This is a genomic window from Luteimonas terricola (assembly GCF_004352845.1).
Taxonomy (GTDB): Bacteria; Pseudomonadota; Gammaproteobacteria; order Xanthomonadales; family Xanthomonadaceae; genus Luteimonas; species Luteimonas terricola.
Map to the genome: position 1 here is coordinate 979,950 of NZ_SJRX01000001.1, position 22,526 is coordinate 1,002,475.

18 protein-coding genes are annotated in these 22,526 nt (G+C 70.2%); 7 read left to right on the forward strand and 11 right to left on the reverse strand.

The window, feature by feature from the left end; translation table 11 throughout:
* Nucleotides 1-111 precede the first annotated feature (111 nt).
* Nucleotides 112-1,362: an MFS transporter gene (locus E2169_RS04615; protein ID WP_132985389.1), complete on the forward strand. Its 1,251-nt coding sequence runs from the start codon at nt 112-114 to the stop codon at nt 1,360-1,362.
* Nucleotides 1,363-1,387: 25 nt separating this feature from the next.
* Here the strand turns inward: E2169_RS04615 and E2169_RS04620 are convergent, their stop codons facing one another.
* The 4 genes from E2169_RS04620 to E2169_RS04635 all read right to left on the reverse strand — a co-directional run bounded on the left by E2169_RS04620 (nt 1,388) and on the right by E2169_RS04635 (nt 5,440).
* Nucleotides 1,388-1,753, reverse strand: coding sequence for an FmdB family zinc ribbon protein (locus E2169_RS04620; RefSeq protein ID WP_132985390.1), 366 nt, complete (start codon nt 1,751-1,753; stop codon nt 1,388-1,390).
* Nucleotides 1,754-1,878: 125 nt separating this feature from the next.
* A complete protein-coding gene (locus E2169_RS04625) occupies nt 1,879-2,556 on the reverse strand; it encodes a hypothetical protein (protein ID WP_132985391.1) in 678 nt (225 codons plus the stop codon).
* A gap of 40 nt (nt 2,557-2,596) precedes the next feature.
* On the reverse strand, nt 2,597-3,049 hold the full coding sequence (locus E2169_RS04630) for a universal stress protein (RefSeq protein WP_132985392.1): 453 nt from the start codon (nt 3,047-3,049) through the stop codon (nt 2,597-2,599).
* Nucleotides 3,050-3,553: 504 nt separating this feature from the next.
* Nucleotides 3,554-5,440: an ABC-F family ATP-binding cassette domain-containing protein gene (locus E2169_RS04635; RefSeq protein ID WP_132985393.1), complete on the reverse strand. Its 1,887-nt coding sequence runs from the start codon at nt 5,438-5,440 to the stop codon at nt 3,554-3,556.
* Nucleotides 5,441-5,656: 216 nt separating this feature from the next.
* On the opposite strand from E2169_RS04635, the gene E2169_RS04640 reads away from it, so the two are divergent.
* Both E2169_RS04640 and ybaL read left to right on the forward strand, forming a co-directional pair.
* Nucleotides 5,657-8,044, forward strand: coding sequence for a TonB-dependent receptor plug domain-containing protein (locus tag E2169_RS04640; RefSeq protein WP_132985394.1), 2,388 nt, complete (start codon nt 5,657-5,659; stop codon nt 8,042-8,044).
* A 9-nt stretch (nt 8,045-8,053) separates the two neighbouring features.
* Entirely contained in the window at nt 8,054-9,763 is a 1,710-nt protein-coding gene (ybaL, locus tag E2169_RS04645; protein ID WP_132985395.1) for a YbaL family putative K(+) efflux transporter, read from the forward strand.
* Nucleotides 9,764-9,841: 78 nt separating this feature from the next.
* Here ybaL and clpB read toward each other — a convergent pair whose 3' ends face one another.
* On the reverse strand, nt 9,842-12,433 hold the full coding sequence (gene clpB / locus E2169_RS04650; protein ID WP_132985396.1) for an ATP-dependent chaperone ClpB: 2,592 nt from the start codon (nt 12,431-12,433) through the stop codon (nt 9,842-9,844).
* Between the two features lie 200 nt (nt 12,434-12,633).
* Between clpB and otsB the strand changes: the two genes are divergently transcribed.
* The 3 genes from otsB to otsA are packed head-to-tail and all read left to right on the forward strand — an operon-like array spanning nt 12,634 to nt 16,536.
* Nucleotides 12,634-13,392, forward strand: a complete 759-nt coding sequence (otsB, locus tag E2169_RS04655) for a trehalose-phosphatase (RefSeq protein ID WP_132985397.1) — start codon at nt 12,634-12,636, stop codon at nt 13,390-13,392.
* On the forward strand, nt 13,389-15,167 hold the full coding sequence (locus E2169_RS04660) for a glycoside hydrolase family 15 protein (protein ID WP_132985398.1): 1,779 nt from the start codon (nt 13,389-13,391) through the stop codon (nt 15,165-15,167). Before otsB ends, E2169_RS04660 begins: the two co-directional genes overlap by 4 nt.
* Nucleotide 15,168: 1 nt before the next feature.
* Nucleotides 15,169-16,536: an alpha,alpha-trehalose-phosphate synthase (UDP-forming) gene (gene otsA / locus E2169_RS04665; protein WP_132985399.1), complete on the forward strand. Its 1,368-nt coding sequence runs from the start codon at nt 15,169-15,171 to the stop codon at nt 16,534-16,536.
* A 26-nt stretch (nt 16,537-16,562) separates the two neighbouring features.
* On the opposite strand, the gene gloA is transcribed toward otsA, so the two are convergent.
* The 3 genes from gloA to rluD are packed head-to-tail and all read right to left on the reverse strand — an operon-like array spanning nt 16,563 to nt 19,023.
* Complete coding sequence (gene gloA, locus E2169_RS04670) at nt 16,563-17,093, reverse strand: lactoylglutathione lyase (protein ID WP_132985400.1); 531 nt, start codon at nt 17,091-17,093, stop codon at nt 16,563-16,565.
* A gap of 59 nt (nt 17,094-17,152) precedes the next feature.
* Nucleotides 17,153-17,950 (reverse strand): peptidoglycan editing factor PgeF, encoded by a 798-nt coding sequence (pgeF, locus tag E2169_RS04675; protein WP_229659182.1) that lies wholly within the window; start codon nt 17,948-17,950, stop codon nt 17,153-17,155.
* Nucleotides 17,951-17,997: 47 nt separating this feature from the next.
* Complete coding sequence (gene rluD / locus E2169_RS04680; protein ID WP_132985401.1) at nt 17,998-19,023, reverse strand: 23S rRNA pseudouridine(1911/1915/1917) synthase RluD; 1,026 nt, start codon at nt 19,021-19,023, stop codon at nt 17,998-18,000.
* A 91-nt stretch (nt 19,024-19,114) separates the two neighbouring features.
* Here rluD and E2169_RS04685 point away from each other — a divergent pair, with 91 nt between their 5' ends.
* Complete coding sequence (locus tag E2169_RS04685) at nt 19,115-19,969, forward strand: outer membrane protein assembly factor BamD (RefSeq protein ID WP_132985402.1); 855 nt, start codon at nt 19,115-19,117, stop codon at nt 19,967-19,969.
* A gap of 85 nt (nt 19,970-20,054) precedes the next feature.
* Here the strand turns inward: E2169_RS04685 and E2169_RS04690 are convergent, their stop codons facing one another.
* From E2169_RS04690 to E2169_RS04700, 3 genes are read right to left on the reverse strand one after another with little or no spacing between them, the layout of a single operon-like run.
* Nucleotides 20,055-21,692, reverse strand: coding sequence for an NAD+ synthase (locus E2169_RS04690; RefSeq protein WP_132985403.1), 1,638 nt, complete (start codon nt 21,690-21,692; stop codon nt 20,055-20,057).
* A 1-nt stretch (nt 21,693) separates the two neighbouring features.
* Complete coding sequence (locus tag E2169_RS04695; protein ID WP_132985404.1) at nt 21,694-22,008, reverse strand: CcdB family protein; 315 nt, start codon at nt 22,006-22,008, stop codon at nt 21,694-21,696.
* On the reverse strand, nt 22,005-22,271 hold the full coding sequence (locus E2169_RS04700) for a type II toxin-antitoxin system CcdA family antitoxin (protein ID WP_132985405.1): 267 nt from the start codon (nt 22,269-22,271) through the stop codon (nt 22,005-22,007). The genes E2169_RS04695 and E2169_RS04700 overlap by 4 nt, the downstream gene beginning before the upstream one ends.
* Nucleotides 22,272-22,526: the final 255 nt, after the last annotated feature.

A 22,526-nucleotide genomic window follows, 5' to 3' on the forward strand; every position in this document is an offset into this window, starting at 1 on the left:
GCCGCGCAGGCGCGGAAAGCCTCGCATTTTAGCGGGTCGGCCGCACGGTTTAGTTAGAATGGCGGCATCGATACGCCGCACGCCCCGTCCCCTCCCCCGCACCTCCGCAGCATGATCGCCACCGTTCGCCCGCTGGCCGCCCTGCTCGCGGGCGTGGCCCTGTTGCTGATGGGCAGCGGCCTGCTCGGGACCCTGCTGGCGGTGCGCGGGCGGATCGAAGGCTACGACGACCAGACCCTGGGGCTGGTGATGTCGGCGTATTTCGCCGGCTTCTTCTTCGGCACCTATGCCGCGCCCGGGCTGATCCAGCGGATCGGCCACATCCGCGCCTTCGCCTTCTATGCCGCCCTGTGCGCGGCCACCGTGCTCCTGCACCCGATCCTGGTGTCGCCCTGGGCCTGGGCCCTGCTGCGGCTGGGGACCGGCATCGCGCTGGTCGGCCTGTACACGGTGATCGAGAGCTGGCTCAACGTGCAGGCACCGCCCGAGCAGCGCAGCCAGGTGTTCGCGATCTACATGGCGGTGAGCCTGCTCGCACTGGCGGCGGGCCAGTGGCTGATCGGACTGTGGTCGGCGGCGGGCTTCGTGCTGTTCAACGTGGTCGCCATCCTCATCTGCCTGGCGTCGCTGCCGGTCACCGCCAGCCGCATGGTGCAGCCCGAACTGCCGCCGATGCCCCGGCTCGCGTTGAAAAAGCTGTTCCGCGTGGCCCCGGCCGGCGCCCTGGGCGCGCTGCTGGCGGGCATGGCGGTGGGCAGCTTCTGGGGACTGGGCGCGGTGTTCGCGAGCCGGCTCGGGCTCGGCGTGAGCGGCGTAGCGCTGCTGGTCAGCGCGACCATCCTGGGCGGCGCGGCGCTGCAATGGCCCATCGGCCGCCTCTCCGACGGCAGCGACCGCCGCACCGCGCTGGTCGTGGTCTGCGTGCTGGCCGCGGCCATCGGACTGGGCATGATGCTGCCGGCCGGCCAGTCCGGGCTGCCGCTGTACGCGCTGTGGTTCTGCTTCGGCGGCCTGGCGTTCGCCATCTACCCGATCTGCATGGCCCACCTTCTCGACCACCTGCCACCGGAAAGGACCCTGGCGGCGGGAAGCAGCCTGCTGCTGCTCAACGGCATCGGCTCGGCCTTCGGCCCGGCGCTGGCCGGCGTGGCGATGACCCGCTACGGTCCCGAGGCGCTACCCGCGTTCTTCGCCGCGACGCTGTTCCTCGCCGCCCTGGTCGCCGGCGGTCGCCGCCTGTTCTACCCGCGCGACAACGACACGCCATCGGTATTCCACCTGATGCTGCGCACCACGCCCTCCGCGATCGAACTGCTGCCGGAAGTGGACGCGGCGGAGACCGGGGAAGCGGAAGCCCCCTGATCCCACCTCCGCGGCAACGCGAAGATCAGGGAGCATGCCCGGCGTCGGGCTTGGCCGCAGCCGGCTTGGCCTCCGGCTTCGCCGCGGCAGGCGCCGCGGGCGCAGCGGGACTGTCGGCCTTCGCCGCAGCACCGCCCGTTGCGGTCCCCGTGTCTGCCTTGCCAGCGCCCTCGCCACCTTCGGCGAGGTTGCGCTTCTTGTCGCCGTCCTTCTTGAAGTCGGTCTCGTACCAGCCGCTGCCGGCCAGGCGGAAGGACGGCGCGGTCAGCTGGCGGCCGACCTCGCCCACGACGCCACATTCCGGGCAGGTATCCGGATCCTGATCCGAGAGCTTCTGCAGGCGGTCGAAGTGATGGCCGCAGGCGGAGCAGCGGAAGGCATAGATGGGCATGGCGGGAACCGGGGACAGCGGATGCAGCGCGCATTCTAGGCGCTTCGTGGAAAGAACCGCGCAAGCTTCGCCCCTTCCCCGCAAGCGGGGGAAGGGGTTCCGGCAGTTTGGTGGGGAAGGGCCGGTCAGTCGGTGGAGCCCCAGGGTGCCGGCGGCTCCGCCACCGGCGTCGTCAGGTCGAACTCGACCTGGAACATCCGGCCGCCCGGACGCGCCAGCTCGTACAGGAAGCGGCTGTCGGGCTCGATCTCCATCGCCCAGGTATTGGTGGTGGAGACGTCGGCGCCGGTACGGCCGAAGAGCTCGATCGACTCCGCGTCCACCGGGAACTCCTGGCGCACGGCGGTACCCGGGATGGCGGTGTCGCCGCCGTACATGGTCTGCTCGTCGGAGCTGCCGTCTTCGTGGCGGTGGTCGTGCTTCAGGCGCAGGCCGTCGTCGGTGCGGGTGAGCACCCAGGTACGCGAATGGTCGTCGCCGACGTGGAAGGGCACGCGCAGCTCGCGCGTCGGGTCGTCGCAGCCGCGCACGTGCATCACCAGGTCCTGGCCCTCGAAGGCGTCGGGTTCGGGCGATGCCGGCTCGTTGGCGACGATGCGCCCGGCGAAGGCCTGGCCGCAGTGGGTGGCGAGCGCGGCGAGGAAGGCGTCTGCCGGCGCGGAGTCGGGTACCGGCGCGTCGAGCGCCTCGGCGGGCGCGGCGTCGGCGGTGGCGTCGGCGGTCGCGGCCGGGTCGGTGGAAGGGGTGCAGGCGGCAAGGGCCACCAGCGCGGCGGAAAGCGCGGAGATCCGGATCGTATTCATCCCGCCACCCTAACCGCCGCGCGTGCCGCCGGCAATGCCGTCAACGCCCCTTGGGCTGGCGGTAGACCAGCACCGGGATGATCGAATGCGTCAGCACCTTGAGTGTCTCGCTGCCCAGCACCAGCCCGCTGATCCCGCGCCGGCCGTGGGAGGCCATCGCGATGAGGTCGCAGCCGGCGTCATTGGCGGCGTCGATGATCGCCTGGTAGGGATGCTCGCTCGCGGCCATGCGCGTCTGGCAGGGCACGCCCAGCGCCTTCGCGCGCTCTTCGGCCACGGCCAGGCGACGCGTGCCCTCTTCCCGCGCGGCCTTGGTGTACTCCTCGTAGCCGCCGGCCAGTTGCTCGCCGGTCACCCCATAGACGCGGATGGGCGTGGTCACCGTGAAGAAGGTCACCGCCGCGCCGATCTCGCTGGCAAAGGCCAGGCCCTGTTCAATGGCGGCAAGCGAGAGTTCCGAACCGTCGGTCGGGATCAGGATCTGCTTGTACATGGCATTCCTCCTGTAGTCGCGCCTGCAGACTGCGCCCGCGTGCGTAAAGAAACGTTGATCTCCCATCTCCGGGGAAACGGTTCCGACGAGGGGTGTCTGCTTCTTTCGCTACGCCTTGTCGTGACCTGGAGGGCCCCGCCGCGGCCGGGCGGCCTTCGCGGCTTCGCCCCCGGCATCCGCCTGGCGGCGTATGCCTCCTCCTTGACTTCCCCGCGAAGGCCTCCCGGCCACGACGGGGCTCGGCTTCGGCTGCAATTGCGCACGATCCCGGGGCTTTTCTCCCGGGCCACCGCGTACTGCTGCGCACCGGGTGCCAAGGCCCTTGAGAGCGAAGTCAAGGAGGAGGCGATGGCCGCAAGGCCATTGCCGGGGGACATGAGCACTCAAGGGCCTTGGCATCCGGCGCCCGCGCTGTATCAATGGCGCGCCGTTCCCCCAGTCGGGAGAAGAACCTGAAGAAACGCTGATCCAGGTCCACGCGCGGCGCGGGGAGCACCGGCCCCGCTACGAAGCCTCGTACAGGGCGAGGAGTGCAACCTCCGCCTCGGCAAGCTCGGACACCAGCGCGGCGCGGCGCTGTGCGGCGTCGGTCGCGCGCGCGGGCGCGTCAGGGCCGTCGTGGAACGCCGGGTCGGCGAGCCTGGCATCGATGTCCACGATCGCCGATTCGAGCGTCGCCACCTGCGCTTCGGCCTGGGCCAGCCTGTGGGGATTGACCTTCGACCGGGCCGCCTTCGGCACGGGCGGCGGCGGCGGCGGTGCCTCCACGACGGTGGCAGCGGGCACCGCCCCGGCCGACTTCGCATCCTGCGGCCGCGAGCGCAGCCATACGGCGTAGTCGTCGAGATCGCCGTCGAAGGGCCGGACCACGCCTTCGGACACGCGCCAGTAGGTGTCGCTGACCAGGCCGATGAGGTGGCGGTCATGCGAAACCAGCACGATCGCGCCGGCGAAGTCGGCGAGTGCTTCGGCCAGCGCCTCGCGCATCTCGAGGTCGAGGTGGTTGGTGGGCTCGTCGAGCAGCAACACGTTGGGCTGCCGCCAGGCGATCAGCGCCAGCGCCAGGCGCGCGCGCTCGCCGCCGGAGAAGCCATCGATGGATTCGAAGGCACGGTCGCCCGGGAAGCTCCACTTGCCGAGGAAGTTGCGGAAGTCCTGGGTGGACGCGTCGGGGGAGATCTCGCGCATGTGGTCGATGGGCGAGGTGCCGGCAACCAGGGCTTCGACCGTGTGCTGGGCGAAGTAGCCGATGCGCAGGTCGGGGTGGGCATAGCGCTCGCCGGTCAGCAGCGGTAGGTCGCCGACGAGGGACTTCACCAGCGTGGACTTGCCGGCGCCGTTGGGGCCGAGGAGGCCGATGCGGTCGCCGGCTTCCAGGCCGAAGTTGGCGTCATGGAGGACGACGGCGGGGTTGCCGCTCGCGGGATACCCGCAATCGGCATGGTTCAGGCGCAGCAGCGCATGCGGCAGCCGCACCGGCGCCGGGAAGTCGATCCGCACCTCGCGCTCCGCGCGCACCGCTTCGGTATCGGCCATCTTCGCCAGCCGCTTGATCCGCGACTGGGCCTGCGCGGCCTTGGCGGCGCTGGCCTTGAAGCGGTCGATGAAGCTCTGCAGGTGGGCGCGCTCGGCCTGGGTCTTCTCGTGGGTGATCTGCTGCTGGCGGAGCTGCTCGGCGCGCTGGCGTTCGAACGCGGTGTAGTTGCCGATATAGAGCTTCGCCTTGCCGCCGTGCAGGTGCAGGGTGTGGGTGTTGACGTTGTCGAGGAACTCGCGGTCGTGCGAGATCAGCAGCAGGGTGCCCTGGTATTTCAGCAGCCACTGCTCGAGCCACAGCACCGCGTCGAGGTCCAGGTGGTTGGTGGGCTCGTCGAGCAGCAGCACGTCGGATGGCGTCATCAGCGCGCGCGCCAGGTTCAGGCGCACCCGCCAACCGCCCGAGAAACTCGACACCGGCCGCTGCTGCGCCTCGCCCGGGAATCCAAGGCCGTGCAGCAGCTTGCCCGCGCGCGCGGCGCCGTCGTAGCCGCCGACTTCCTCCAGCCGCTGGTGGGCCTCGGCCACCGCCTCCCAGTCCTCGGCGGCAAACGCATTGGCCTCGGCCTGCAGCGCCGCATGCACCGCGACATCCCCGGCGAGCACGAAATCGATCGCCGGGTCCGGCAGCGAGGGCATTTCCTGGGCGATGGACGCGATCCGCATGCGCGTGGGCAGGTCCAGGTCGCCGCGGTCGGCCTCGACCTCGCCGCGCACGGCGGCGAACAGCGAGGACTTGCCGGTGCCGTTGCGGCCGACCACGCCGACCCTCCAGCCTGCGTGAAGGGACAGATCGACGTCGGACAGGAGCAGGCGTTCGCCGCGGCGGAGGGCGAAGTTGCGGAAAGAGATCATCCGCACAGTTTACCGGGCTGCACGGCCGGGGCCGCGTGGGAGAAGCGATCGCGACGCGACGGATGCGCGGGCGCGACCCCTTTTGGGACCGGGTCCGCAGGTTCCGGCAGCGAAACGCCGGAGCGACAGATTCCCGAGGATTGACCGGGTTGTTTCGCGAGTGTTAAAGCGGAGTTGCTTTCCGTTCGGATTCCCTCGTCCCCAAGGAGCAAGAACATGACCCGCCACCCCCTTGCGCTGGCGCTGTTGGCCGCACTCGTTCCCGTCTCCATCGCCCAGGCGCAGGAACCGGCCGAGACACGCCGCGATGCCACCAGCCTCGACAACATCATCGTCACCGGCACCCGCGTGGCCGACCGCACCGTGGCCGAATCGCAGTCGCCGATCGACATCATCACCAGCGACGCGCTGCAGGCCACCGGCACCACCGAGCTCGCCACCGCGCTCGCCCGCGCCCTGCCCTCGCTCAATTTCCCGCGCCCGGCGCTGACCGACGGCACCAGCGCCATCCGCCCCGCCCAGCTGCGCGGCCTGGCGCCCGACCAGGTGCTGGTGCTTGTCAACGGCAAGCGCCGCCATGCCTCCTCGCTGCTCAACCTCAACGGCACCATCGGCCGCGGCTCGGCGCCGGTGGACCTCAACACCATCCCGATCTCCGCCATCGAGCGCGTGGAAGTGCTGCGCGACGGTGCCTCGGCGCAGTACGGATCCGACGCCATCGCCGGCGTGGTCAACGTGGTGCTCAAGGGCGCGTCCGAGGGCGGCAGCCTGTCGCTGAGCCACGGCCAGTACTCCGCCGGCGACGGCGCCCAGACCCAGCTCGCCGGCGACACCGGCCTGTCGCTGGACGATGGCCGCGGCTTCGTGCACCTGTCGGCGCAGATCAACCAGCAGGACCGGACCAACCGCGCGCGGCCCTTCGCGGGCACGCCGGGGCCGACCCAGCCGGAGCTCGGCCAGAAGGCCTTCGTCATCGGCGATCCCGAGGTCAACGCCGCCGCGGCCTCGTTCAACGCCGGCTTCGACATCAGCGACACGCTGGCGCTGTACGCCTTCGGCTCGATCAGCAACCGCGACATCACCTCGTTCGCGTTCTTCCGCGCGCCCGGCAACCCCAACCAGAACATCCCGTCGATCTACCCGGACGGCTTCCTGCCCGAGATCAACAACGTCTCGCGCGACCGCGCCATCGTCGCCGGCCTGAAGGGCAGCTTCGGCGAAGCCTGGGACTGGGACCTCAGCTTCAACCACGGCTACAACAACCTCGAGTTCTTCACCCGCAACACCCTCAATGCCAGCATCGGCGCGAGCTCGCCGACCTCGTTCTACGACGGCGCGCTGGAGACCACGCAGAACATCGCCAACTTCGATCTCAGCCGGCAGCTCGACTGGGGCCTGGCCTACCCGGTCACGCTGGCGATGGGCGTGGAGTTCCGCAACGAGAAGTGGAACCAGTCGCCGGGCGAGTTCGGCTCCTACGCGCAGCCCGACCTCAGCCGCCCGGGCGGCGCGCAGGGCTTCGGCGGTTTCGCCCCGGAGGTCTCGGGCGCGTACTCGCGCGACAGCCACGCGGTCTATGCCGGGCTGGAAGCGGACTTCACCGAAAAGTTCTCCGGCGGCATCGCCGGGCGCTACGAGGACTATGACGACTTCGGCAGCCAGGCCTCCGGCAAGCTCTCCGCGCGCTATGCCTTCACCGACGCCGTCGCCCTGCGCGGCACGGTGGCCAGCGGCTTCCGCGCGCCGTCGCTGGCACAGCAGTACTTCCAGACGGTGAGCACGATCTTCCTGGCCGGCATCCCCGACCCGTTCGAGATCCGCACCTTCCCCGCCTCCAGCGCCGTTGCGCAGGCCTTCGGCGCCGAGCCGCTGCAGCCCGAGGAGTCGCTGTCCTACAGCCTGGGCCTGGTGCTGCAGCCGGTGGACGCGCTCTACGTCACCATCGACGCGTACCACATCGAAGTCGACGACCGCATCGCGCTCTCGTCCAACCTGACCGGCGACGACGTGCGGGCCCTGCTCGAATCCCGCGGCATCTTCGGCGTCAACGGCGGCCGCTACTTCACCAATGCCATCGATACCCGCACCCGCGGCATCGACCTGGTGGCCAGCTACCGCATGGACCTCGGCAACGGCAGCCTCAACCTGACCGGCGGCTACAACTACACCGATACCGAGATCACGCGCATCGCAGCCAACCCCGAGGAGCTGGAGCAGGCGGGACTGAACCTCGAACGCATCGACCGCACCGAGATCGGGCGCATCGAGGACGGCTTCCCGAACACCAAGCTGCTGCTGGCGGGCACCTGGTCGCTGGCGTCCATGGACTTCACCCTGGCCGCCACCCGCTATGGCAGCGTCACCACCCGCCCGGCCAACGCCGCCAACGACCAGACCTACGACGCGAAATGGCTGCTCGACGCCTCGGCGGCCTACAAGGTGGACAACTGGACCTTCACCCTCGGCGCCGACAACCTGCTCAACGAGTATCCCGACGAGAACACCTTCCCGAACTCGACCAACGGGCAGTTCCCGTACAGCAACCTGTCGCCGTTCGGATTCAACGGCGCCTTCGTCTACGGAAAGATCGGCTACACCTGGTAAGCACAGCGGATGCCACACCACACCGAGCTCATCGCGATCCTGACGGTCGGCTTCGTGCTGGCCTACGTGCTGGGCCTGGCGGCCCACCGGCTGCGCCTGTCGCCGCTGGTGGGTTACCTGGTGGCGGGCATCATCGCCGGGCCATTCACGCCCGGCTTCGTTGGCGACCAGGAGCTGGCGCCGCAGCTGGCCGAGATCGGCGTGATCCTGCTGATGTTCGGCGTCGGCCTGCACTTCTCGATCCGCGACCTGATGGCGGTGAAGTCGATCGCCATCCCCGGCGCGGTGGTGCAGATCACCGTCGCCACCCTGCTTGGCTGGGGCCTGTCCGCGCTGCTCGGCTGGCCGACGCTGCACGGCATCGTGTTCGGCTTTTCGCTGGCCACGGCCAGTACCGTGGTGCTGCTGCGGGCGATGGAGCAGCGTCGGCTGCTGGAGACCACGCGCGGGCGGATCGCGGTCGGCTGGCTGATCGTCGAGGACCTGGCCTGCGTCATCGCCCTGGTGCTGATGCCGGCGGTGGCCAGCGTGTACGGCAGCGCGGCCGGCGAGCCGGTCGGGACCGGCACGCTGCTGGTTGCCATCGGCAAGACCCTGGTGCAGGTGGCGCTGTTCGTGGCGGTGATGCTGCTGGTCGGGCGGCGGGTGATCCCGTGGATGCTGGAGCGCACCGCGGGCACCGGCTCACGCGAGCTGTTCACGCTCGCGGTGCTGTCGATCGCGCTGGGCATCGCGCTGGGCTCGGCGGAACTGTTCGGGGTGTCGTTCGCGCTGGGCGCGTTCTTCGCCGGCATGCTGCTCAACGAGTCCGAACTCAGCCACAAGGCGGCGCAGGACTCGCTGCCGATGCGCGACGCGTTCGCCGTGCTGTTCTTCGTCTCGGTGGGCATGCTGTTCGACCCCATGATCCTGGTGCGCGAGCCGCTGCTGGTGCTGGCCACCACCTTCATCATCATGTTCGGCAAATCGGCGGCGGCCTACCTGATCGTGCGCGCCTTCGGACACCCGAAATCGACGGCGCTGACGATTTCGGCAAGCCTGGCGCAGATCGGCGAGTTCGCCTTCATCATCGCGGCGCTGGGCGTGACGCTCGGGATCCTGCCGGAGGAAGGCCAGGACCTGGTGCTGGCCGGCGCGCTGATCTCGATCATGCTCAACCCGGTGTCCTTCGGCGTGGTCGACCGCTGGCTGGCGCGGCAGGACGCGAAGGCCACCGCCGAAGCCGCCAGCGCCACCGCGCGTGAAGTGGCCGCCGACGCCGCCAGCCACCATCTTCCGGAGTCGCTGTCGGGCCACGCCATCGTGATCGGTTACGGCCGCGTCGGCCGGCAGCTGGCGATCCTGCTGGCCGCTCGCGGGGTGCCGCTGGTGGTGATCGAGGACGACGCGGACCTCGTCGAAACCGCCCGCGCGCAGGGACTGCATGCGGTGCGCGGCAATGCGGCGTCGGAGGCGGTGATGCTGGAGGCCGCGCCCGATCGCGCCGCGTTGGCGGTGTTCGCGATTCCCAACGCGCTGGAGGCGGGCGAAACGATCGCCCGGCTCAAGGCCGTGAACCCCGCGATCACCGTGCTCGCACGCGCGCACAGCGACGCCGAGGTGAAGCACCTGCTGGAGCACGGCGCCGACGGCGCGGTGCTGGCGGAGCGCGAACTGGCCTATTCGCTGGCGGAAATGGTGATGGCGACGCCGCCCTACCGCCCCGCACGGACTACCTGACTTCGAGACCGGCCTGCCTGGGGCGCCGCGACCGGATTCCCGCAAGGTCGCAAGTTCCGGTCGCAGCTGCAGCTGCTGCTACGGGTGCTGTGGGATGAAGGCGAGCTTGCCGCCCTCGGCGTCCACCTTCACGGTGTCGCCCTGGCCGAACTCACCGGCCAGGATCTTCTGCGCCAGCGGATTCTCCAGCTCCTGCTGGATCGCGCGCTTCAGCGGCCTTGCGCCATACACCGGGTCGAAGCCGACGTTGCCGAGCAGCGCGAACGCGGCATCGCTGACTTCGATGCGAATGCCCCGCTCACCCAGCCGCTTCTCCAGCCCGCGCATCTGGATCCGCGCGATCTCCCGGATCTGCACCTTGTCCAGCGGATGGAAGACGACGATGTCGTCCAACCGGTTGATGAACTCCGGCCGGAAGTGCGACTGCACCACCGCCATCACGCCCGCCTTCATCTGCGTATAGGCCTCCGGCGAGCCGTCGCCGTCCAGCTCCTGGATCATCTGGCTGCCGAGGTTCGAGGTCATCACGATCACGGTGTTGCGGAAGTCCACCGTGCGCCCCTGGCCATCGGTCAGGCGGCCGTCGTCGAGCACCTGCAGCAGGATGTTGAACACGTCCGGATGCGCCTTCTCGACCTCGTCGAGCAGGATCACGCTGTACGGCCGCCGGCGCACGGCTTCGGTCAGATAGCCGCCCTCCTCGTAACCCACGTAACCCGGAGGCGCACCCACCAGGCGCGACACGGAGTGCTTCTCCATGAATTCGCTCATGTCGATGCGCACCATCGCGTCGGCGCTGTCGAACAGGAACTCGGCCAGCGCCTTGCACAGCTCGGTCTTGCCCACGCCGGTCGGCCCAAGGAACAGGAACGAACCGCTGGGCCGGTCGGGATCGCTCAGCCCGGCGCGCGAGCGACGCACGGCGTCGGACACCACCTTCACCGCCTCGTCCTGGCCGACCACGCGCGCGTGCAGGTGCTCTTCCATGCGCAGCAGCTTGTCGCGCTCGCCCTCCAGCATCCGGTTCACCGGGATTCCGGTCCAGCGGCTGACCACCTCGGCGATCTCCTCGGCGGTCACCCGATCCTGCAGCAGGGTGAAGCCGCGGGTCTCCGCCTCCTGCGCGGCGCTCGCCTGCTTTTCGAGTTCGGGCAGCCGGCCGTACTGGATCTCGCTCATCTTCGCGAAGTCCTGCCGGCGCTGCGCGGCCTCGAGCTCGAGCTTGGCGGCCTCGATCTGCTCCTTGACCTTCGTCGCGCCCTGCACCGTGGCCTTCTCGGCCTTCCACACTTCTTCCAGGTCGTTGTACTCGCGCTCCAGCGTCTCGATCTCGGCTTCCAGGTCGGCCAGGCGCTGCTTCGACTCGGCGTCCTTCTCCTTCTTCAGCGCCTCGCGCTGGATCTTGAGCTGGATCAGGCGCCGCTCCTTGCGGTCGAGTTCCTCGGGCTTGGAGTCGATCTCCATGCGGATGCGGCTCGCCGCCTCGTCCATCAGGTCGATGGCCTTGTCCGGCAGCTTGCGGTCGGCGATGTAGCGGTGCGACAGCGTCGCCGCGGCCACGATCGCGGGATCGGTGATCTCGACGCCGTGGTGCACCGCGTACTTCTCCTTCAGCCCGCGCAGGATCGCGATCGTGTCCTCCACGCTCGGCTCGCCCACGAACACCTTCTGGAAGCGCCGCTCCAGCGCCGCGTCCTTCTCCACGTATTTGCGGTACTCGTCGAGCGTGGTCGCGCCGATGCAGTGCAGCTCGCCGCGCGCCAGCGCCGGCTTGAGCATGTTGCCGGCGTCCATCGAGCCTTCCGCCTTGCCCGCGCCCACCATCGTGTGCAGCTCGTCGATGAACAGGATGATCTGGCCCTCGTTCTTGGCCAGGTCGTTCAACACCGCCTTCAGCCGCTCCTCGAACTCGCCGCGGTACTTGGCCCCGGCGATCAGCGCGCCCATGTCCAGCGACAGCACGCGCTTGCCGCGCAGGCCCTCGGGCACCTCGTTGTTGACGATGCGCTGCGCCAGGCCCTCGACGATCGCGGTCTTGCCCACGCCGGGCTCGCCGATCAGCACCGGATTGTTCTTGGTGCGCCGCTGCAGCACCTGGATGGTGCGGCGGATCTCCTCGTCGCGGCCGATCACCGGATCGAGCTTGCCGATCTCGCTGCGCGCGGTCAGGTCGATGGTGTATTTCTCCAGCGCCTGGCGCGCCTCCTCGGCGCTCGCATCGCTCACCTTCTCGCCGCCGCGCATGGCCTCGATCGCCGCTTCCAGCCGCGCCTTGTCCGCACCCGCGGCCTTGAGCGCGCGGCCGGCGTCGCCGCCGTCATCGAGCGCCGCCAGCAGGAACAGCTCCGACGCGATGAACGCATCGCCGCGCTGCTGCGCCAGCTTGTCGGTGTGGTTCAGCAACCGGCCCAGGTCGTTGCCAAGCGAGACCTGGCCCGCCTGGCCGGAGACCTTTGGCAGCGTCTCCAGGATCTCGCCCAGGCGCTCGCGCAGCAGCGGCACATTCACGCCCGACTGCGCCAGCAGCGGCCCGCTTCCGCCGCCCTGCTGGTCGAGCAGGGCCGCCAGCACGTGGGCCGGTTCGATGAGGTTGTGGTCGCGGCCCACGGCCAGCGACTGCGCGTCGGCCAGCGCCTGCTGGAACCGCGAGGTGAGCTTGTCCATTCGCATGGTGATGCCTCGATCCGGGAGCCGGAAGGTCCGGCAACATCGAAGAAATGCGGCTCCCCAAGCCCCGATTCAAGCCGCCCGACGCCGACCCTCTTCCCCCGCCTGCGGGGGAAGATGCTCGAAGGGCAGAGGGGGCGAGCCCGCGGGACCGTCCCGCACCTTTCAAAACACTCACATCCCCTTGCCGCACAATGCCCCGCATGGCCGCCGAGACCCCCGTGCTCCCGCCGCCACCCCCGATCGACGACAGCTGCGCGCTGTTCCTCGATGTGGATGGCACCCTGCTGGACTTCGCGCCCAGCCCCGACGAGGTCAGCGTCCCCGGCCACCTGCGCGAAGCCCTGCGCGCGTTGCACAGACGGCTGGACGGCGCCGTGGCCCTGGTCAGCGGCCGCTCGCTGGCCACGCTCGACACCCTGCTCGCACCGCATGTGATGCCTGCCGCCGGCCTGCACGGACTCGAACGCCGGCACGGGCGCCGCGGCCACCGCGCCCCGCGCGCGCCCGCGGCCCTGGCCCTGGTGCGCACCGAGGCCGAGCGCGTCGCCGCCCGCCATCCCGGCGCCATCGTCGAGGACAAGGGCGCAGCGCTCGCACTGCACTGGCGCGCGGCACCCCAGGCCAGCGGCGAGCTGCAGGCCTTCGCCATCGCCGCCCTGCCGCGCCTGCCCGGCTACCGCCTGCAGCCCGGCAACGACGTGCTCGAACTGCGTCCTGCCGAGCACAAGGGCGGTCGCGCCGACAAGGGCGCGGCCATCCTGGCCTTCATGGACGAAGCGCCGTTCGCCGGCCGCCGCCCGGTGTTCGCCGGCGACGACATCACCGACGAAGCCGGCTTCGCCGCCGTCAACGCCCGCGACGGCGTCAGCGTACTGGTCGGCCTTCCACGCGAAAGCGCCGCGCACTTCGCACTGGCCGGCCCGGCCGCAGTCCACGCCTGGATCGGCGCGCAGGCATGAGCACCGCCAGCCTCGAGCTCGGACTGATCGGCAACGGCAGCGTGGCCGCCCTGGTCGACGCCCGCGCGCGCGTGTCCTGGTGCTGCATCCCCGCCTTCGACGGCGACCCGGCCTTCTGCGCCCTGCTCTCGCCGAAGATCGGCGGCGGCGACTACGCCATCGAGCTCGAGGATTTCGAAAGCGCCGAGCAGTCCTACATCAAGAACACCGCCGTGCTGCGCACCGTGCTGCACGACCGCCACGGCGGCGCGGTCGAGATCACCGACTTCATGCCGCGCTGGCGCCAGCACGGCCGTTTCTACCGCCCGGTGATGCTGGTCCGCCGGCTGCGCCCGCTCACCGGCCGGCCGCGCGTGCGCGTGGTGCTGCGGCCGCTGGCGAACTACGGCGCCGACGTGCCCGAGCAGACCTGGGGCAGCAACCACATCCGCTACCTGCTGCCCGGCTTCACCCTGCGCCTGACCAGCGACGTGCCGGTGCGCCTGGTGCGCGAGTCGCTGCCCTTCGAACTCGACGGCGAGCGCCACCTGGTGCTCGGCCCCGACGAAACCCTCACCACCTCCGTACCCGGCTTCGCCCGCAACGCCGAACGCCTCACGCTCGACTACTGGCGCGAATGGGCGCGCTACCTGTCGATCCCGCTGGAATGGCAGGACGCCGTGATCCGCAGCGCGATCACGCTCAAGCTCTGCCAGTACGAGGAAACCGGCGCGATCGTGGCGGCCATGACCACGTCCATCCCCGAAGCGCCACACAGCGAGCGCAACTGGGACTACCGCTTCTGCTGGCTGCGCGACTCCGCCTTCGTGGTGCGCGCGCTCAACCGCCTGGGCGCCACCCAGACCATGGAGTCCTACCTGCGCTATGTGCTCAACCTCGCCACCGGCGAGGAGGGGCTGCAGCCGCTGTACGGCATCGCCTTCGAAGCGACGCTTGAAGAGCACGAAGTCCCCGCGCTCGCCGGCTACCGGGGCATGGGCCCCGTGCGCCGCGGCAACCTGGCCTGGGTGCAGAAGCAGCACGACGTCTACGGCAGCGTGGTGCTGGCCGCCACCCAGCTGTTCTTCGACCAGCGCCTGGTACGCCCGGGCGACGAGCAGGCCTTCCGGCGCCTGGAGCCGCTGGGCGACCGCGCCTGGGCCCTGTACGACCAGCCCGACGCAGGCATCTGGGAATTCCGCGGCCGTGAAGAGGTGCATACCTATTCCAGCGTGATGTGCTGGGCCGCCTGCGACCGCCTGGCGCGCATCGCCGCGCACCTGGGCCTGGCCCCGCGCGCCGCGCACTGGCGCCAGCGCGCGGACGCCATGCGCGAAACCATCCTCGCCCATGCCTGGGACGAGGAGCTCGGCCACTTCGTCGAGTCCGCCGAGGGCCGGCGCCTGGACGCCAGCCTGCTGCTGCTCGCCGACCTCGGCTTCGTCGACGCCCACGACCCGCGCTTCGTCGCCACAGTCGAGGCCATCGGCAGCCAGCTGCGCCGCGGCAGCTCGATGTTCCGCTACATCGCCCCGGACGACTTCGGGCACCCGGAAACCAGCTTCACCATCTGCAGCTTCTGGTACATCGACGCGCTGGCCTCCATCGGCCGCGTCGACGAAGCCCGGCAGCAGTTCGAAAGCCTGCTGACCCGGCGCAACCACCTCGGCCTGCTGTCGGAAGACATGGCATTCGACGACGGCGAAGCCTGGGGCAACTTCCCGCAGACGTATTCCCACGTCGGCGTGGTGATGGCGGCGATGCGCCTGTCGCGGCCGTGGTCGGCGGCCACCTGAGATGGCGCGCCTGGTGGTGGTGTCCAACCGCGTCTCCCTCCCCGGCGAAGCCCGGGCCGGCGGCCTTGCGGTCGCGCTGCGGGCCGCGCTCGCCGAGCACGGCGGCCTGTGGTTCGGCTGGAGCGGGCGCACCGTCGCCGGGTCCTCGGGCGGCATGCACGAAGAGCGCGAGGGCGACACGCGCTACCTGGTGATGGACCTGTCCAGGCGCGATTTCGACGACTACTACAACGGCTTCGCCAACCGCACGCTGTGGCCGCTGCTGCACTTCCGCATGGACCTGGTGGACTACACCCGCGAGACCTATGCCGGCTACCGCCGCGTCAACGAACTGTTCGCCGACCGCCTGGCGCCGGAGCTGCGCGAGGACGACCTGGTGTGGATCCATGACTACCACCTGATCCCGCTGGCGCAGCGCCTGCGCGAGCGCGGCGTGGGCAACCGCATCGGCTTCTTCCTGCACGTGCCGATGCCGTCCTCGGACCTGCTGGCGGCGCTGCCCGAACACCGCGAAGTGTTCGCGGCGCTGTCGTCCTACGACCTGGTCGGATTCCAGACCGGGCGCGACCTGGAGCGCTTCCAGGACTACGTGCGCCTGTACGGCGGCGGCGGTGTGGTCGGCACCGGCGTGCTGGCCACGCCCGACGGCCGCCAGTTCCATGGCGGCGCCTTCCCGATCGGCATCGACGTGCCCACCATCGCCGGCCAGGCCGCGCGCGCGATGAAACGCCTGCCGGTGCGGCGCCTGCGCGACAGCCTCAGCGGACGCCGCCTGGCGATCGGCGTCGACCGCCTCGATTATTCCAAGGGCCTGCCCGAGCGCTTCCGCGCCTTCGAACGCCACCTCGAACGCCACCCGGACCAGAACGGCCAGCTCACCTTCCTGCAGATCGCCCCGCCCTCGCGCAGCGACGTGCCGGAATACCGGCTGCTGCGCCGCGAGCTGGAAACGCTGGCCGGCCACATCAACAGCGGCCACGCCACGCCCGACTGGACGCCGGTGCGCTACGTCAACCGCAACTTCGCGCACGAAGTGCTGACCGGCTTCTACCGCATCGCCGACGTCGGCGTGGTCACGCCGATGCGCGACGGCATGAACCTGGTGGCGAAGGAGTACGTGGCCGCGCAGGACCCGGCCGATCCCGGGGTCCTGCTGCTGTCACGCTTCGCCGGCGCCGCGCGCGAACTCGACACCGCGCTGCTGGTGAACCCCTACGACATCGACGGCGTCGCGGATGCGCTGGCCCAGGCCCTCGCCATGCCACTGCCCGAACGCCAGCAGCGCTGGCGCGCGATGATGGACCGGATCGAGGGCTACGACATCCACGCCTGGCGGCGGGATTTCCTGGGCAAACTCGCCGCCCGTTGAGCGCCCCTCGTCCCCGCCGGAAGCCCCTAGACCAGCGGCGAAGGCTGGATCAGTTCGATCCAGTAGCCGTCCGGGTCCTTGATGAAGGCGAGGTGCTTCATGCGCCCGTCTTCCAGGCGCTTCTGGAACGGCACGCCCAGCGCCTCCAGGCGCGCGCAGGTGGCGCGCAGGTCGGGCACGCTCAGGCAGATGTGGCCGAAGCCGCGCGGCTCGCTGTTGCCATCGTGGTAGACCGGCCCGTCCTGGTCTTCGGTGCCGTGGTTGTGGGTCAGTTCGAGCACGCCCTGCAGGCCGGCGATCCAATGCTGGCGCGCCTCCGGATCGGCCGGCATCGCCGACAGGTCGTCGACCAGCGCCAGGAAGTACAGCGAGAACGCCGCCTCCGGGAAATCGGTGCTGCGCAGCAGGCTGAAGCCGAGCACGCGGGTGTAGAAATCCAGCGACGCACGCGCATCCTTGATGCGCAGCATGGTGTGGTTGAAAACGAAGCCTGCGGTCGCGGGGTCGCGCGCGGCGACAGCGCCAGTGGTGCCCGGGTCGGTGCGGGTCTCGGTCATGGTCGGACTCCTGTGGGGGAAACAGCGGCCATTATCGCAGCGCCCGGTTCAACCCCCGGTCAGCGCGGATCGCACCACGCCAGCGTGGCCATGCGCCCGGTGCGCGCGTCGCGGCGGTGGGAATAGAACCGCGCGGCATCGGTGATCGTGCACAACCCGCCGCCGTGGATGTCCGCGGCGGCCAGGCCCGCGGCCTGCAGCCGGCGACGCGCCAGGGCGTACAGATCGACGCGCCAGTGGCCCGGACGGGTGGACACGAAGGCCGCATCGGCCCCTGCGTCGCCGGCCACGAAGGCGTCGCGCACCTCGGGGCCGATTTCATAGGCATCCGGCCCCGCGGCCGGGCCCAGCCAGGCCACGAGATCGCGCGGCGGGGATTGCATCGCCGCCACCGTGGTTTCCAGCACGCCCGCGGCCAGCCCGCGCCAGCCCGCGTGCGCGGCGCCAACCTCGCTGCCGTCGCGCGCGGCCAGCACCACCGGCAGGCAGTCGGCGGTGAGGATGGCCAGCACCGCGCCGGGGACGTCGGTGACCGCGGCATCGGCCTCCGGCTCCGCCGCCATGCGTCCGCGCTCGGTGGTCGCGTTGCCCGGCGGCAGTGGCGCGTCGACCCGCAGCACGGCGGTACCGTGCACCTGGCGCAGCCAGTGCGGCGCCGAAGGGAGTTCCGCGCGATCAACCAGCTCGGCGCGGTTCGCCGCCACGATGACGGGATCGTCGCCGCCTTCGCCGCGCGCATTGCCCAGGTTCAAGCGGTCGAAGGGCACCATCGAGGCACCCGCGCCGCGGCGCAGCGTCACCAGCGCGCGCACGCCGGGCGGCGCCGGCCAGCCGGCCTCGATCCATGCCCTGCGCAGCGATCCCGGGTCTGCACCGCCATGACTGTGCCCCGCACTGCCCGCGCTCACCGCCGGACTCCCGCTCCGGTGACGGCGTGGGCGGCGGCATCGGCGCGCAATTCGCGGATCAGCGCCTGCATGTCCCCGGGTACCGGCGCCTCGCAGCGCAGCGGCTCGCCGGTGGTCGGATGCACGAACTCCAGCACCTGTGCGTGCAGGGCCTGGCGGCGGAAGCCGCGCAGCGCCGCCACCAGCGACTCCGGCGCCGCGCGCGGCAGCTTCACCGCGCCGCCGTAGAGCGCATCGCCAACGATCGGGTGCTTCAGGTGCGCCATGTGCACGCGGATCTGGTGCGTGCGCCCGGTTTCCAGCCGGCACTCCAGCGCGGTATGGACGCGGAAGCGCTCCTGCAGCCGATAGTGCGTGGTGGCTTCGCGGCCGTCGTCGCGCACCGCCATGCGCAGGCGGTCGCGCGGATTGCGGTCGATCGGCGCATTCACCGTGCCGCCGGAGACCAGCGCGCCGACCACCACCGCCAGGTATTGCCGGTGCACGTCGCGCGCGGACAGCTGGGCCACCAGGGCCGTCTGCGCCTGCAGCGTGCGCGCCACCACCATCACCCCCGAGGTGTCCTTGTCCAGGCGATGGACCACGCCCGCCCGCGGCACCGCGGCGAACGCCGGATCGCGGAACAGCAGCGCGTTGACCAGGGTCCCGCTGTGGTTGCCGGCGCCGGGGTGCACCACCAGGCCGGCGGGCTTGTCGATGACCAGGACCTCGGAATCCTCGTACAGCACCGTCAGCGGGATGTCCTCCGGCTCGGCGCGGACCTGGGTCTCGAGCGTGGCGGTGAGCAGGATCTCCTGGCCGCCGCGCACCGCCTCGCGCGGGCGCACGCTGGCGCCGTCCAGCAGGACGTCGCCTGATTTCACCCAGGCGGACAGCCGCGAGCGCGAGAATTCGGGGAACAGCTCCGCCAGCACCGCATCGAAACGGCGCCCGGCCATGGCATCGGGCACCCGGGCGGCCCGGGGGGCTTCGGGGGCGGCGTCCGCGTCTGCGGGGGCGGCGTCTTCGTGCTCGTCGGTCATGGGGTCGGCTCGGGTTCAGTCGGTGGCGGCTGGCGGGCCGGGGCTGGCTGCTATTATCCCCGCTTCACGCCTTCACCGTCCCGGATGCACCATGACCCGACGCACCACCCTGTTCCGCAGCGCCCTGCTGCTCGTGTTGCTGGCCGTGTTCGCCGCCTCCGGCTGCGCGCGGATGAAGAACATGTTCAAGGACGAGGACGCCAACGAAGGCGTGGCGGTGGAAACCCTCTACGACAGGGGCCACGAGCTGATGCGCAGCGGCAACTGGAACGGCGCCGCCAACATCTACCGCCGCCTGGTCGCGCAGTATCCCTACGGCCCGCACACCGAGCAGGCGTTGATGGAAACCGCCTACGCCCAGTACAAGATGGGCCGCCACGACGACGCCGTGTCGTCGATCGACCGTTTCATCCGCACCTACCCCACGCACCGCAACGTGGCCTATATGTACTACCTGCGCGGCCTGGTGAACTCCACCCGCGACACGGTGTTCCTGCAGCGCGCCTGGAACCTCGACGCCAGCCGTCGCGACCTCGCCACCCCGCAGCAGGGCTACAACGACCTGCGCATCGTCACCGAGCGCTACCCCAACAGCCGCTACGCCGCCGACGCCACCAACCGCCTGGCCGAGCTGCGCAACATGTTCGCGCGCCACGAGATCGAGACCGCGCTGTACTACATGCGCCGCGACGCCTGGGTGGCCGCGGCCGAGCGCGCGCGCTACCTGCTCGAGACCTACCCCCAGAGCGAATACCAGAACGACGCCGTCGCCGTGCTGGCCGCCGCCTACACCGAGCTCGGCAACCAGACCCTGGCCACCGACGCCCGCCGCGTGCTCGAGCTCAACGAACCCGGCCATCCCTACCTGACGGGCAACTGGCCGGACTACCCCTGGACGATCCGCAAGCTCAATCCCTTCGCAAGCGAAAAGTCCGCGATCAAGTAAAAGGCCACCCTCTTCCCCCGCCTGCGGGGGAAGATGCCCGAAGGGCAGATGGGGGCAACCCCGCCGGAACGTCCCGTCGACTCTCTCAGTGCGGATATTTGTTGCTGATCGGGTAGCGGCGCTCGCGGCCGAAGGCGCGGCGGGAGATCTTCGGGCCGGGGGCGGCCTGCTGGCGCTTCCATTCGCTGTTGCGCACCAGCTTCACCACGTGGTCCACCACCGCGGCGTCGAAGCCCGCGGCGCGGACTTCCTCGCTCGACTGCTCCATGTCCACGAAGCGCAGCAGGATCGCGTCCAGCACGTCGTAGGGCGGCAGCGAGTCCTGGTCGCGCTGGTTTTCGCGCAGCTCCGCCGATGGCGGCCGGGCGATCACCGCCGGCGGGATCACCGGCGCACCGCCCACCGTGTTGCGCCACTTCGACAGGCCGTAGACCTCGGTCTTGTACAGGTCCTTGATCGGCGCGTAGGCCCCGCACATGTCGCCGTAGATCGTGGCGTAGCCCACCGCGTACTCGCTCTTGTTGCCGGTGGTCAGCACCAGCCCGCCGAGCTTGTTCGACAGCGCCATCAGGATCACGCCGCGCGCGCGCGACTGCAGGTTCTCCTCGGTGATGTCGGGCTCCTGGCCCGCGAAGGCATCGCCCAGGCTTGCCAGCAGCCCTTCGAACGCGGGTTCGATCGGCACCGTCATCATCTCCACGCCCAGCGCCCGGCACTGCTCGGCGGCCAGGTCGTTGCTGAGGTTGGCCGTATAGCGCGAGGGCATGCGCACCGCGGTGACGTTCTCCGCGCCCAGCGCCTCGACCGCCATCGCCAGCACGATCGACGAATCGATGCCGCCCGAGAGCCCCAGCCACGCGCGGCGGAAGCCGTTCTTGCCGAAGTAGTCGCGGATCCCGCGCACCACCGCGCGCCAGGCCAGCGCGTCCATGCTCTCGTCGCCGTCGTCCATCCACGCCATGGGCGCGAAGGCGCGGCTTTCGGGGTCGTAATCGACCACCAGCCACTGGTCGGTGAAGGCCGCCGCGGCCGGATGCACCGTGCCGTCGCCGTCGGCGACCACGGAGGAGCCGTCGAACACCAGCGCGTCCTGGCCGCCGACCACGTTGAGATAGGCCAGCGCCGCACCCGTGTCGCGCGTGTGCGCCGCGATCATGGCGTCGCGCTGCGCGTGCTTGCCGCGCTCGAAGGGCGACGCGTTGGGCACCAGCACCAGCTGCGCGCCCTGCGCGACCGTGTCGGCGATGGGTTCGACGAACCACAGGTCCTCGCAGACCAGCAGGCCCACCGGCACGCCCTTGACGTGGAACACGCAGGAACCGCCGTCGGGATCGACGTGGAAATAGCGGCGCTCGTCGAAGACGTTGTAGTTGGGCAGCTCGCGCTTGCGGTAGGTGCGCTCGATGCGGCCGTCGCGCAGCACGCTGGCGGAGTTGTAGAGCACGGCACCGGCCGACTCCGGCCAGCCGACGATGGCGACGATGCCGGTGGCGGCCTCGGCGATCGCCCGCAGTGCCAGCTCGCACTCGGCCAGGAACGAAGGCCGCATCAGCAGGTCCTCCGGCGGATAGCCGCTGACCGCGAGCTCCGGGAACAGCACGATGTCGGCCCCGTACTCGTCGCGCGCCTCGCCGATCATCGCCGCGATGCGCTTCGTGTTGCCGGCGACGTCGCCCACGGGGAAGTCGAACTGGGCCAGGGCGATGCGGAGCGAGTCGGTCATGTCAGATTCCATGCGTCAGGAAGTCCAGTGCGCCGATGATGGTCAGGCGATCGGCGGACAGATCCGCCAGCTGCCTGCCGAGCATCTGCATCGGCACGTTCGTGATCTGTGCCGTGTCCATCACCATCGGCTTTCCGGCGACGGTCAGGGTGGGCATCAGGCTGCCGACCAGCGGTCCCGCGCGCTCGGGCGCGATCAAGGGCACGACCACGCGGGATTCGACAGTATCGATCAGATCGCTCTGGACGCTCAGCCAGCAGGGTATGGAACGCCGCGACGCCGCGTCGGCATTCGAATAGGCGCGGAACTGGCTCATGCCTTGAGCGATGCCTTGAATGCGCGCACATGATCGCCGGCAAGGCCATCGCGCGCGACGCGCCCGTTGTATGCGGCAATCGCCTCGCGGTTTTCCTCCAGCCACTTCTCGCGCCTGCGTTCCCGGACCTCGGCGTCCAGCGCCTTCTCCAGCGTGGCGGACAGATTGATGCCCAGGGCCTTGGCGGCCTCCAGCAGGCCCTGGTTGATGCTGACGTTGGTGGCGCGCTTGCCGTAAGCGGCGTATTCGTCCTGGATGCGCATGGCATGAGACTCCATTAAATGCGCATCAATAGTGCGCATCGTCTACCCGCATGTCAAACTGGAGGCAAAGAAAAGGTTCACCTCCGAACTCCGGGGAACCGGTTCGACGAGGAGTGTCTGCTTCTTTCGCTACGCCTCGCGGTGACTTGGAGGGCCCCATCGTGGCCGGAAGGCCTTCGCGGCTCATGTCCCCCGGCATCCGCCTGGCGGCGGATGCCTCCTCCTTTACTTCCCCGCGAAGGCCTTCCGGCCACG